Source organism: Anabaena sp. UHCC 0204 (genome assembly GCF_009711975.1).
GTDB lineage: Bacteria > Cyanobacteriota > Cyanobacteriia > Cyanobacteriales > Nostocaceae > Dolichospermum.
Map to the genome: position 1 here is coordinate 21,958 of NZ_VIKW01000011.1, position 13,552 is coordinate 35,509.

9 protein-coding genes are annotated in these 13,552 nt (G+C 40.1%); 7 read left to right on the top strand and 2 right to left on the bottom strand.

Going from position 1 to position 13,552, the window contains the following annotated elements:
• Positions 1-18 precede the first annotated feature (18 nt).
• On the bottom strand, positions 19-402 hold the full coding sequence (locus FJR04_RS11395; RefSeq protein ID WP_371717749.1) for an S-adenosylmethionine decarboxylase family protein: 384 nt from the start codon (positions 400-402) through the stop codon (positions 19-21).
• A gap of 109 nt (positions 403-511) precedes the next feature.
• Between FJR04_RS11395 and purD the strand changes: the two genes are divergently transcribed.
• From purD to FJR04_RS11420, 5 genes are all read left to right on the top strand, one after another.
• A complete protein-coding gene (gene purD / locus FJR04_RS11400) occupies positions 512-1,789 on the top strand; it encodes a phosphoribosylamine--glycine ligase (protein ID WP_168494722.1) in 1,278 nt (425 codons plus the stop codon).
• A 225-nt stretch (positions 1,790-2,014) separates the two neighbouring features.
• Entirely contained in the window at positions 2,015-4,024 is a 2,010-nt protein-coding gene (locus FJR04_RS11405) for a cation:proton antiporter (RefSeq protein ID WP_168494724.1), read from the top strand.
• A 245-nt stretch (positions 4,025-4,269) separates the two neighbouring features.
• Entirely contained in the window at positions 4,270-6,387 is a 2,118-nt protein-coding gene (locus FJR04_RS11410; protein WP_217359326.1) for a cation:proton antiporter, read from the top strand.
• Positions 6,388-6,646: 259 nt separating this feature from the next.
• A complete protein-coding gene (locus FJR04_RS11415) occupies positions 6,647-7,582 on the top strand; it encodes a UDP-glucuronic acid decarboxylase family protein (RefSeq protein WP_168494726.1) in 936 nt (311 codons plus the stop codon).
• Between the two features lie 52 nt (positions 7,583-7,634).
• Positions 7,635-9,026: a UDP-glucose/GDP-mannose dehydrogenase family protein gene (locus tag FJR04_RS11420; RefSeq protein WP_168494728.1), complete on the top strand. Its 1,392-nt coding sequence runs from the start codon at positions 7,635-7,637 to the stop codon at positions 9,024-9,026.
• A gap of 182 nt (positions 9,027-9,208) precedes the next feature.
• On the opposite strand, the gene FJR04_RS11425 is transcribed toward FJR04_RS11420, so the two are convergent.
• The gene (locus tag FJR04_RS11425; protein WP_168494730.1) at positions 9,209-10,003 is read right to left on the bottom strand and encodes a DUF2993 domain-containing protein; all 795 of its coding nucleotides are present in this window, start codon (positions 10,001-10,003) and stop codon (positions 9,209-9,211) included.
• A 915-nt stretch (positions 10,004-10,918) separates the two neighbouring features.
• Here FJR04_RS11425 and FJR04_RS11430 point away from each other — a divergent pair.
• Positions 10,919-11,257, top strand: a complete 339-nt coding sequence (locus FJR04_RS11430; RefSeq protein WP_168494732.1) for a hypothetical protein — start codon at positions 10,919-10,921, stop codon at positions 11,255-11,257.
• Between the two features lie 55 nt (positions 11,258-11,312).
• Positions 11,313-13,412 (top strand): pentapeptide repeat-containing protein, encoded by a 2,100-nt coding sequence (locus FJR04_RS11435; RefSeq protein ID WP_168494734.1) that lies wholly within the window; start codon positions 11,313-11,315, stop codon positions 13,410-13,412.
• The last annotated feature ends 140 nt before the right edge of the window (positions 13,413-13,552 follow it).

Here is a 13,552-nt window from a genome sequence, read left to right on the forward strand (position 1 = left end):
TTTATTTCTTGGAAGTCCTTAATCAGAAATAGATAAATAATGCCAATTTTCTAAACTATCATCATTACTAATTTCCCTAGTCAGAATGTTAGCTAAAAATCTACCTTTTTCTAAATTATCCGTTTGGTAATCACAAATATGAATATCAATTGTCACCTTTGCTGCTTCCGGCCAAAAGTGCAACGCTATATGAGATTCTGCTAACAAAACTACTGTAGAAATTCCCTGGGGGACAAATTCAACCGCTATTTCTCCAACAACATTTAATTCAGCAGTATCAGCCGCATTTTTTAAAACAGCAATAAAGTCCTTTTTATCCCAATTGAAAACCGCTGGAGAAGCTGACAAAATAGCAGAAAAATGATGAGACTTAATCACTTTAGACAGAAAATAATCGCTCACAACTATTAGATATTAACTGATTTTTGTTTCATTCTTGAAAAGATGTATAGTAAACAGTTGATTTGCGAGTATTCTTAATTATGACTGTAAGAGAACTATGAGGAAATAAGTGAAAGTTTTAGTTATCGGTAATGGGGGACGTGAACACGCTCTAGCGTGGAAATTGCTGCAATCTGATAAAATTGAGCAAGTTGTCTGCGTACCAGGTAATGGGGGTACAGCAAGTATGCAAGGTTGTCAAAACTTGTCTTTAGCAGTAGATGACTTTGCAGGTATTAGTCAATATGCGATCGCTCATGGTATTTCTTTAGTAGTAGTTGGTCCAGAAGTGCCTTTAGCTCAGGGAATTACTGATTATCTGCAAAATCAAGGTTTAATGGTATTTGGTCCCAACAAAGCAGGGGCGCAAATAGAAGCAAGTAAGGCTTGGGCTAAAGCATTAATGGCAGAAGCTGGAGTTCCCACTGCCAAAGCTGCGGTATTTACGGAAGCAGCCCCAGCAAAAGCTTACATCCAAACTCAAGGAGCGCCCATAGTTATAAAAGCCGATGGTTTAGCTGCTGGTAAAGGTGTCACAGTTGCCCAAACCATTGCTCAGGCTGAAGAAGCGATTGCAGCGATTTTTCAAGGACAATTTGGTGCGGCTGGTAGTTCCGTTGTCATTGAAGAATGTTTACTGGGACAAGAAGTATCAGTTTTAGCTCTAACCGATGGTTTAACCATTCGCCCATTATTACCTGCTCAAGATCATAAACGCGTTGGCGAAGGTGATACAGGAGAAAATACAGGCGGCATGGGTGCTTATGCTCCTGCACCGATAGCAACACCAGAATTAATGGCACGGGTGCAAACTGAGGTGTTAGAAAGAACCATCACAACCTTAAAAGCTAGGGGGATTGACTACCGAGGCGTTTTGTATGCTGGGTTAATGATTACACCAGATGGTGATTTTCGCGTTTTAGAATTTAACTGTCGCTTTGGTGATCCCGAAACCCAAGTAATTTTACCGATGTTAGAAACACCTCTGGAAGATTTAATCTTGGCTTGTATCGAACAGCGGTTAGGAGATATGCCCCCTATTGCTTGGAAACAAGGGGCTGCGGCTACGGTGGTGGCTGCTGCTGGTGGTTATCCAGGAGAGTATGCCAAGGGTAAGGTAATTACTGGCTTTGTAGCAGCCGAGACAGCAGGGGCGACTGTGTTTCATGCCGGGACGAAATTAAATGCAGCCCAGGAAGTGGTGACGAATGGTGGACGAGTGTTAAATGTGACAGGATTGGGTGCGGATTTCCAGGAAGCGATCGCTCAAGCTTATGCAGGTATCGAACATATTCAATTTGAGCAGATGTATTATCGCAGAGATATTGGTTATCGGGTTTTAGGGTGATTTGCAGTTAGATATTTTGTTTCGCGCAAAGAGGCAAAGGAGCAAAGGCGCAAAGGAATCCCCCTTGCTCCCTGCTCCCGGTCGGTGAGCGAAGCCGAACCGCTGCCCCCCTGCCTCTTCGGGTTGGTTCAAATTTTGTTTTTCTTGTATCCCAACTCTCACCGGAAACAGGTAAAACTTTGTATCCTGAATATATATAGTTCTTTATAGTTCTTATTAAAACAGGTGCAAGAAGATTTTCGGTTAATTGTTGATTTGGTTTCGGTGTTCGCTGTCGCTGCTTGTGGTGGATTATTGGCGGCGCTGTTAAAACAACCTGTTTTGCTGGGCTATCTCATCGGCGGTATGGTTGTTGGTCCAACTGGGCTGGGATTAATTAAGGAACTGATTCAGGTAGAAACGTTGGCTCAGTTTGGAGTAGCGTTTTTATTGTTTGCTTTGGGTGTTGAGTTCTCTTTGGCAGAACTAAAAAAGGTGAAAGCGATCGCTCTGGGCGGAGGCGCTTTACAAATTACTCTCACGATTCTGATCACTGTCTTGGTGTGCGGTGTTACAGGTGCTTGGGGTGCTTTACCTGCTAAAGGTGTCTTTTTGGGTTCGATTTTGTCTTTGTCTTCCACCGCGGTGGTTCTCAAATGCCTCATGGAACGCAATGAGACGGAAACACCCCACGGACAAGTAATGCTGGGGATTCTGGTCGTTCAGGATTTGGCTCTGGGATTAATGTTAGCGGTATTACCAGCCCTCCATGAACCAGCGGAAGCTATTGGTGTCGCTGTGGTCATGGCTTTGCTCAAAATTGGTTTATTTGCGGCTGGTGCAATTGTGGCGGGAATTTGGTTAATTCCCCCTTTATTGAGATTATTAGCTGGGACGGAAAGTAAGGAATTATTTTTATTAGGTGTAGTTACTATCTGTTTAGGAATTGCTCTCCTCACGGAATATTTAGGGCTATCTATTGAAATGGGGGCATTTGTCGCCGGGTTAATGATTTCTGAGGTGGAATATGCTGATGAAACTTTGACTATTGTTGAACCTTTGCGGGATATATTTGCTAGTTTATTTTTTGCAGCTATTGGGATGTTAATTGATCCCGGTTTTTTGTGGCAAAATCTGGAATTAATTCTCGGATTAGTAGCTTTGGTTTTTGTTGGGAAGTTTTTAATTATCACTCCTTTAGTTAAGTTATTTCGCTACCCTTTGAAAACTGCTTTAATTGCTGGACTGGGATTATCCCAAATTGGGGAATTTTCTTTTGTGCTTGCTAGTAAAGGACAAGCTTTGGGTTTGGTTTCCCGGCAAATATATTTACTAATTTTAGGAACTACCGCAGTTACTTTGATGCTGACTCCTTTTATCTTGCGGTTAGTTCCATTTTTATTCGATTTGGCTGAATCTATGCCTTGGTTAAAACCCTACTTTGTGGATGATCAAGCTCATGATTTTTCTGAAGATTTGCCTCGGAAAAATCATATTGTTGTTTGTGGTTATGGCCGCATTGGTAAGAATTTAGTGAAGTTGTTACAGCAATATCAGTTACCTGTGGTGGTTATTGATCAATCAGAAAGTCGCATTCAACAATTACGAGATGCGGGAATTCCCTATGTTTATGGCAATGGTGTCAGTCTTCATGTATTAGAAACTGCTGGGGTAAGTCATGCTCAAGGTATGGCGATCGCTCTCCCAGATCCTGCTAGTATTAGGCTATGTTTAAAACGAGCTTTGGAAGTATGTCCCGAATTAGATTTAGTTGTCCGTGCTACCCAAGATAAAAATATTGAAGTCCTTTATCAATTGGGAGCAAAGGAAGTAGTTCAACCAGAATTTGAAGCGAGTTTAGAAATGGTCACTCATCTCTTAATTGCTGTGGGTTTGTTACCGGAAGTTATCCAACAAAAAATGCAGCAAATTCGCCAAGATCATTATTTATATTTACGTCCTCAAAGTTCACCTGCTGAAGTTTCTCAATATTTGCAAAAAGTTACTCGTGATCTGAATCGTCGTTGGTATGATTTACCAGCAAATTCACCTTTAATTGGCATGAGTCTAGAAGAAGTGAATATGCGTTATTTAACTGGAGTGAGTTTAATGGCTATTCGTCGTGCTACTGGGGAAGAAATTGATTATCCTAATAATCAAACTACATTACTTTCCGGCGATCGCTTATTAGTGGTAGGATCAGCAGCAGAACTCACAGCTTTAGTAGAATTTGCCGAAGGAAAAATTACACAGTAATAACCCACCTGTGTGGTTTGTAAATCATTGATTTTCCGTTAGTCCGTGCAGTTTGACTTTGTTTGTGTAGTATTCCTCTATACAGGAAATAGAGCAAAGTTTATGTATTTCACTAATAAAGGTAGACTTTGTTTATGTAGCGTCGGTATTCTATTTATGAGAGTTAATCAACGTAAATTGGCCACTTTTTTGTATAAAATACAGTTATGCTCTCTCTACTTTTAATCTCATAACCAATCATTACCTTGGCTATTTTACTGTTAGTTATTTTAGTTGTCCCGATTCTATTTGACCGGCTCAAATTACCAGCATTAGTGGGTTTAGTTGGTGCTGGAGTCGTCCTTGGTCCATCAGGATGGAATTTGTTGCCGTCATCATTACCGATGATTAACCTAGTTTCAGACATCGGTTTGGCTTACTTAATGTTTATAGCTGGCCTAGAAGTTGATTTCCAACTTTTCCGAAACCAGAAAATTCCGGCTTTAATCTTTGGTGGTATAACTGTTAGTTTATCCCTGCTTTTAGGAATATTACTAGGAGAAATTTTTAATTGGACTGAGAATACTTCTATATTAATTGGGGCATTACTTGCCGCTTATAGTCCTTTAGCTTATCCAATTATTAGCCGCTTGGGAATAGTTAATAACCCATCTGTCAATGTGACAATGGCAGCAACTTTAATTACTAATATATCTGCACTGTTAATTTTATCCATATCTATAGTAATTCCCAATGCTCAATTTATTGACTTGACTCAACTTATGATTATTCTACCTAGAATCATCATTTATATGACGGTGATTGTAGTTGGTATTGATTGGGTTGGTAAAGAATTTTTTCGGCGATTTGGAGATAACGAAAGCTACAAGTTTTTATTCGTACTATGTTCTGTTTTTTTTGCTGCTGTCGTCGCTCAATGGATGGGAATAGAAAAGATTGTCGGCGTATTTTTAGCAGGTTTGGCAGTAAATGATGCAGTAGAAGATGGACCAGTTAAAGAAAAATTGCTGTTTATTGGCAGTGTGCTATTTATTCCCGTTTTCTTTGTGCATCTGGGTTTAGTGCTAAATTTATCTGAATTTATTGATAGCAATAGCACTATTAAGCTATTAATATTCATGCTCTTGGGTTTAATAATTTGCAAATTTATAACCGCCTTTTTCATCAAAATTTTATATCAATATAATTGGCAAGAAACTCTCACAATGTGGTCACTATCTATGCCTGTGGTAGGGACAACATTAGCAGTTACCTTGGTGGGATATCGTTCTGGGTTATTGTCATCCGCCGTATTTAACAACATCATTATTTTAACCCTGATCACATCATTATTTAGCCCTTGGTTAACCAGTCGCTTTGCTGGGAAACTGACTTGTGCAGTAGTTAATCAAAGTGAGAAAATTAATTTATCTAGAAATGAACAACACCCAGAACAGCAGGATTTTAATATTCTCGTACCTGTTTATAATCCCCAAACGCAACAGAATTTAATTGAAATGGCGGCATTATTAGCACGTCAAGCCGAGGGGAAAATTGTCCCTTTAGCGATCGCTCATGCTACTGCCCAAATGCACAATTACCGTCTAGAAAAAGCTTGCGATCGCAGTGAAAGGTTATTAGCAAAAGCTACCACCCAATGTCAATCATTAGGCGCAACCGTCGCACCCCTATTGCGAATTGATGATGCTTTTGCCCCAGCTATCAGTAGAGCCGCCCGTGAACAAAAGGCTAGTCTGATTATTATGGGTTGGGGTAAACGTCATGGCTTGAGAGCGCGTTTATTTGGCAATGTGATTGATAATGTCCTTTGGTCTTCTCACTGTTCAGTTGTTGTAGCACGCTTAGTAGAATCCCCAAGCAGAATTCAACGCATTCTTGTACCCATCGAAAACCTGACTACACCTAGTTTTGAGGCTGTCAAGTTTGCCCAAATCCTGGCAAATGCCAATCAAGCTCAAGTGACTCTATTAAATGTGTGTATAAGTGAAATTGGCAGGTTAAAGACAGATAAACAGACTACTGAAAACCAGTTACCCACACGAAATTCCAGCAGCAATTCTAGTCAAATTGAAGCTAGGCATGAGCATCTACATCAATGGTTATCACAATTAAATTTGCCTAACCCCCCAGAAATTCAAATAATTATTCATGAAAATGTTGGACAAGCAATTTTGCAAGCCGCAAGACTGTATGATCTAGTAGTTTTTCCTTATATACGCAATCATACCAGTCCCGGAGGATTAGCCAACCATGATGTCACCACCCAATTAGCTAGACAACTCACCTGCTCTATCATTATTCTCAAGGAGTCAGGAGGTAGGGGCGCAGGGCCTGCGCCCAATCAGGATTCACTGGGTAGGTGAACGCCCTAATTATCAGTTCCGTATTGCTACTTGGACAGTTAGGAACTTCAGTGAAAAAACTGTATTGTTTTTTTAAAGCTTTGATGAAAAAGCCCCACAATAAACCTATCTATTAGAGAATAACTTGTAGACAATTAGTATCAAACTAAAAAACATACAGAAAAAATCTTGAATAGATATCCGCTTTTTTGTTACCTATGTGGTTAATATAAAAAAGCATGATAGCAACCTCGAAATATATGTTAGTAAAAGGGAAAATATGAGAATTTTAGTGACTGGCGGTGCAGGGTTTATTGGTTCTCATCTCATTGACCGATTAATGGCAGATAGTCATGAAGTCATCTGCCTGGATAACTTTTATACAGGAAAAAAACATAATCTCCTAAAATGGTTAGGTAATCCTTATTTTGAAATGATCCGTCATGATATCACCGAACCAATTCGGTTAGAAGTGGATCAAATTTATCATCTGGCTTGTCCAGCTTCTCCAGTCCATTACCAATACAACCCAATCAAAACCGTTAAAACTAACGTTATTGGTACACTGAATATGCTCGGTTTAGCCAAACGGGTTAAAGCGAGATTTTTATTAGCTTCTACAAGTGAAGTTTACGGTGATCCAGAAGTTCATCCCCAAGTAGAAGAATATCGCGGCAGCGTTAATCCTATTGGTATCCGGTCATGTTATGACGAAGGCAAAAGAATTGCCGAAACCCTAGCATTTGACTATTACAGAGAGAATAAAGTTGAGATTCGAGTAGCGAGAATATTCAACACTTACGGACCAAGAATGCTAGAAAACGATGGGCGAGTAGTCAGTAATTTTGTCGCCCAAGCATTACAAGGTATTCCCTTAACTGTTTACGGAGAAGGTCAACAGACCCGTAGTTTTTGCTACGTTTCTGATCTAGTAGATGGACTGATGCGATTAATGAATGGTGAACACACAGGACCAATAAATCTGGGTAATCCTGATGAATACACTATTTTAGAACTGGCTCAGGCAGTGCAGAACTTAATTAACCCAGATGCACAAATTAAATTTGAACCCCTACCTGCTGATGATCCTCGCCGTCGTCGTCCCGATATTAGCAAAGCAAAAACTTTGTTAAATTGGCAACCGACCATTCCTCTCCAAGAAGGGTTAAAACTGATGATAGAAGATTTCCGTCAACGTGTTAAAAGTAACAATTAGTTAGTTAATCATTTATTCACAACTGATAACTGTAAAAACGAGGGGTTAAAAAATGCGTGTTTGTGTAATTGGTACTGGTTATGTAGGTTTGGTTACAGGTGCTTGTCTAGCTCACATCGGCCATGATGTAATTTGCATAGATAACAACGAAGAAAAAGTAAAATTAATGAAGTCTGGACAGTCGCCAATTTTCGAGCCTGGACTCTCGGAAATTATGCAGTCTGCCATCAATAGCGGCAATATTCTATTTTCTAGTGATCTTGCGGCTGGTGTTGCACATGGGGAAATCCTGTTTATTGCTGTCGGTACTCCTCCTCTACCCAATGGTGAAAGCGACACCCGTTATGTAGAAGCTGTAGCCCGTGGGATTGGCGAAAATCTCAATGGTGGTTATAAGGTAATTGTTAACAAATCTACTGTCCCGATTGGTTCTGGTGACTGGGTAAGAATGATTGTTCTAGACGGTATTGCCGAACGTCAAAAAACATTGGTCGCCGCTGGTGATACAGCCAGTGAGGATAAATTATCGGAAATTGCTACTCAGTTTGATGTAGTCAGTAATCCGGAGTTTCTCAGGGAAGGTTCAGCAGTTTTTGATACCTTTAATCCTGATCGGATTGTCTTAGGTGGCAATAGTCAACAAGCCACCGGTATGATGAAAGAACTATATGCCCCCATTGTCGAACGCAAATTTGCGGCTGATAAATCTTTACCGCCTGTACCCGTTCTGGTGACAGACTTAAGTTCGGCAGAAATGATCAAATACGCCGCTAATGCCTTTCTAGCCACCAAAATTAGTTTTATTAATGAAGTTGCTAATATATGCGATCGCGTTGGTGCGGATGTTACCCAAGTAGCCAAAGGCATCGGTTTAGATTCCCGGATTGGTAACAAATTCTTACAAGCTGGCATTGGTTGGGGTGGTTCATGCTTTCCCAAAGATGTTTCCGCTCTCATTCACACCGCTGATGATTATGGCTATGAAGCCCAACTGATGAAAGCTGCTGTCAGTGTCAATGAACGCCAACGCCTAATAGCTCTGGAAAAACTCCAACAGGCTCTCAAGATCCTCAAAGGGAAAACGGTGGGATTACTCGGTTTAACCTTCAAACCAGATACCGACGATTTACGGGATGCACCCGCACTGAATTTAATTGAACAACTCAACCGTCTGGGCGCTAAAGTTAAGGCTTATGACCCCATTATTTCCCAAACAGGTATGCGTCATGGTCTTTCTGGTGTATTAGTAGAAACTGATGCTGAAAGACTAGCAGATGGCTGTGATGCCTTGGTACTCGTCACAGAATGGGAACAGTTCAGCACTTTGGATTATGGAAAAATGGCAAAATTAATGCTCCACCCTGTCATGATTGATGGTCGTAATTTCCTTGATCCCCAAACTATGGTAAAAGCTGGATTCCAATATGTTGGTGTGGGAAGGTAGGTCATTGGTGATTGGTGATTGGTCATTGGTCATTGGTCATTGGTCATTGGTAATAGGGGAGAAATTTCTTTCTTATCCTGACTCCTGACTGGGCGCAGGCCCTGCGCCCCTACCTCCTTCTATAAAAATGCAAACGCCGCCTAGAGTCAACTAGGCGGCGTTAATTTAATATTTTATCAATTTTACGAACTATGAGGAATTCTTTCTATTTCTGCATAACCACTAAAAATTAATTTTTGACCTTCTGTTTCTAAACGATTAAGTCGCATTTTTACACCATCTAAGTCAAAACGGTCTAAATCAACCATATTATCCAAGATTTCTACCAATGCCACACTTAAAGTCTGAGAAACTTCTCTTTGCGATTCTGGAACTCCCTCAAGTTCAATTTTTGGTTCTTTGAAAGAAACCCGCCTTCTTCTTTCAATACCGATGCCAATAGTCATACTTAGGGGTATGAGTTCGCCGTTGTTTAAATCGGCTTTAGCTACCAAATGCACACGATTTTCAGGTAATAGCTTAACTTCAACATCTGTAAAAGAAACTGGTTCACCACCTGATATATCTATCAAAGTTGATTCCGAAAGGTTCAGTAGGCGTTTTTTAACCAATTCCGACTGAAAAGCTTGATTAATACCAACTTCTGATAAAATCACCTGAGCTACAGCTTGGGTGGGTTGTTTGAGAGTAAGTTTGCCACTTAAAACCGAGCCGAAGTCAATGGCTACTGCATCGGTTTCAAAAGACATTTCCTCCACTGCGAAGTCTCTACGAATTACTAAGCCGCGACCGTTCATCTTAAAGCTATCAATGCTGCCTTGCAACAGTTTGCTGGAGGGGTAGCAGCGCACAAAGACTTCTACTGACTCGCTTTGGGTGAACAAGTGGCGAATCGTTTGGCTGGCGACTGTGTTGAGCATTCGCTCACCCCAATCGGTGCTTTTGGGTTCTGTTAAACCAGTAAGTCCGCCGAACATTAGGTTTTAGTCTCTAGAAGTTCTTTATATTTTTGTAACAAATTGTGAACAATTGTGCAAGCGATCCCACAATTTAATCTGATTTAATCTGCTGATGGATCACAGTAGGATAACTGATGGTTTGTAGCTGATTGTATTGGATAATACCATTTTTCGGAAAAATAATGTCAAAACTCACACTAAAGTGTCAGTCCTAGTGTTATGTGAATAAATCAAAATATCCTGAATTCATGACTCACGGGCAGAAAAGTTTTGGTAAGTTCCTGTCTGGAGAAATATTTACCCCAATTCAAGATAGTCACTCAATTTTTTTGGTTTTTCAGTACCTAATATGCGAAATTAGTTAATATATATAGATATTAGCTATAGCAGATAACAGAGTGGGAAGCCTATTTGGGTCTTTTGTTTGATTGTGAGTTAATTTCCTCACCAGCTTGGCAGTTGCGGTAACTTGACACTCCCCGACCTAAAGGTGCGGAGATTCTTGGTTCAACGAGTCCACTTAGACTAGACCCCTTGCGGTATCTAGCCCAGAGGTGGTTCTCTCCCCAAGCGTTACTTTCCCCCAGCCCGGAGGTAGTTGCATTGCTGCAAATTTTGTTTGAGTTAAATTCTGTGTCGTCTAGTACCTGTAAATCTTTTATCTACTTCCAGGTGATCCTAGAACTACGAAGTAGAACCCCATAGATTTAGTTGTCAAGGTACAGATTGCTGTTAGGCAGTTAGGTTTTTATGCAGGTTAATTACCGTTCCTGTAAGGATAATTATATCACAAATCACCAAGGCGTTTACGCCTCAACTGGCTTTCATCCCTTGCCTGAAGGACGGTTAAGTTTTGAAGCCAAGCTCCAAAACTTAACCTCAAGGGTTTTCAGCCTTTTTTCTTATAATTACTTTGTATGGGAGCAAAGATTTATGAATTATCAACCAGAAGAAGATTTGCAGCGTCGTCTCCAAAATCTAGAAGCAGAAATAAAATCCTCTGGGATTAATGATACTCAAGCAGAAGCACCGACACCGACAACAAGTTCTAACAAATGGAATTTATATCTAGAAAGATCCAGAAATTGGTTTAATGGTTTATCAACAATTAAAAAGCTGGGAGTGACAGGAATAGTTATGTTGTTAACTGTTTGGATGTTACAAACAGTATTTGCTTTAGTTACTTCTGTCATCACTCTGGCAGTTTTGGCGGGGTTAGTGTATCTTGGATACAAATTTTTTATTGCTAATAGCTGGAAAAATAAGCAATAGCCTATTTTAATCACGCCGATACTGGTGTAAAAATAAATTCACAGGTAATTATCTAATGGCGAATCCAATTATCGGGAGAAGTAGTAATCAGTCTAGCCGCCCAAAAGAACCAAAAAAAACTAATGTTACATCACTAGTAACTAGGCGTTTTGTTGCTTGGACAGTGGAAATAACAATTTTTGTAGCCAGTGGGTTAGTTCCGTATTCTTTGGGTGTGTATGTTAACTCTCGTAGCGATATCAATCGAGTCCCCCTGAATCCTGTTTTAGTAGTTACAGAAAAAGCGATCGCCCGTCCATTAGCACTACCTGTAAGTTATGGTATTCGCAACGTTGCCTGGCCGACTAATATCTTGTGGATATTAGCTCTATTATTACCGACTACCCTCTCCAGTGGACAATTGTATTTACTAGCCAAAACTGGTAGTACCATTCCCAAACGCTGGTTTGGTGTCAAGGTAGTTAACGAAGAAGGAACAGCCCCTGGTTTAGGTGCAGTGGTGGTACGAGAAGGATTAGGGCGTTGGACTATACCTGTTTCTGCGGCCTATCTGCTTTGGCGCTACAGCTTTGTTTTTCCTAACTTAGCTCTGTTCACATCATTAACTATGTTCATGATCCTGGCAGAAGGAATAGGCTGGCCTGCCCGAAAACCTCGCCGCGCCTTACATGATCAACTAGCAGGGACATATACAATAGACGCTAAAAGCACTTTAAATAAAGAAAAATTAAAAGTAGCAGCAAATGTTGTAGATAAAGCCCCTACTCAACCATCTATTCCCACTCGTTCCCAAAGCAGCAACCCTAATCTCAGCCTCCTTATAGTGGGTTTGACTAGTATGATTGCTGTCTTATCAACTTTAATCGGTACACAAATCTATATCCAAACTCAAGAAAGCCAACGCAGAAGCGAACAAAATAATAGCCAAAAGTTTATCGAACTCATCAAAGCACTTAATCCCAATAACGGCGTTGCCAATGAAGATCGTCAAAGAGCCGTTTTAGCCTTGGGTAGTCTTAATGATCAACAAGCGGTGAAATTGCTCGTTGATTTACTGGTAAAAGAGACAGATCCGACAACTTTAGATACTATTCAACAAGCTTTAATTAATGCTGGTCTGAAAGCCATTCCCGAATTAAAGCGGATGAATCAGTTCCTAGCTGGAGAACTGGAATCTATGGGCAAAAGTCCAAATTGGGAATTTAGACAAAATCAGTTAGTGATCACCCAGCAGGTAATTAATAAAATCCTGACAATCTACAGTGGCAAAATTAAGAATATTGACTTGAGCAACGCTAAATTAGGTTTTCAAGGATCTGGAGAAAAATCGTTATTTAATCTCACACTGGACAATATTGATTTATCAGGAATTATCTTGAAATCGGCAAATATCAACCAAGGTAATTTCCAAGGTAGTCGTTTTCGCAGTGTGGGTGAAGATGGGCGTTGGGATACCTATGATGATGTCATCGCAGATTTGAGCAACGCTGATTTAAAACAAGCTAATTTTAGTGGTGCTAATCTGAGTCGTGTTTTAATGAGTCGTAGTGATTTAAGTCGCGCTACTCTGAATAAAGCCAATTTATCCTATACCCGCTTATTTGGTGCTAATCTCAGCAGTACCCAGCTAGTAGGCGCAGATTTACGAAATGCCATTTTAGAAAATGCCAGTTTGACAGGTGCGGATTTAAGCGATACAAATTTAACAGAAGCAAATTTATATGCTGCTCAATTAGGTCGCGTTTCTGCTATTGGTACACAATTGGCTTATGCAAATTTAACTAAAACCGATTGGCAAGGTGCTGATTTATCGGAAGCATTTTTAGATCATGCAAATCTTAGTGATGCTAATTTAAGTATTGCTCGACTGACTGGGGTTAGTTTACGTTCTGCTAATTTAGAAAACGCTAATTTACGCAATGCTGATTTAAGTCGTGCTGATTTACGAGGAGCAAATGTTGCTGGAGCAGATTTTCAAGGCACAATTCTGTTTGTAGGTAGACAAAATCCAGCAGATCAATTTGTGCAAACTCCTGATCTTGGTTCAAAAAATGCTTCAGTTCAAGGAGTAGATTTTAGTAAAGCTAAAAATTTAGATCCTCAACAACTGGCTTTTATTTGTACTCAAGGTGGACAGCATTCTCGTTGTCCGTAAAGAAAACTGGCGTTGCTGAATTAGGGTATGAAATTCAAAAATTAATGAGTTTAAACTCTTACTCTCTGTGACTCTGCGCCTCTGCGTGAAACAAAATCATACTCTTAATCAGCAACGCCAAAAAACTAAATACTACTTTT

Bases quoted from the DNA above. Each gene is read 5' to 3' on its own strand.
- FJR04_RS11415 (WP_168494726.1), top strand. From the start codon at position 6,647: ATGAGAATTTTAGTGACTGGCGGTGCAGGGTTTATTGGTTCTCATCTC.
- FJR04_RS11420 (WP_168494728.1), top strand. From the start codon at position 7,635: ATGCGTGTTTGTGTAATTGGTACTGGTTATGTAGGTTTGGTTACAGGT.
- FJR04_RS11425 (WP_168494730.1), bottom strand. From the start codon at position 10,003: ATGTTCGGCGGACTTACTGGTTTAACAGAACCCAAAAGCACCGATTGG.
- FJR04_RS11430 (WP_168494732.1), top strand. From the start codon at position 10,919: ATGAATTATCAACCAGAAGAAGATTTGCAGCGTCGTCTCCAAAATCTA.
- FJR04_RS11435 (WP_168494734.1), top strand. From the start codon at position 11,313: ATGGCGAATCCAATTATCGGGAGAAGTAGTAATCAGTCTAGCCGCCCA.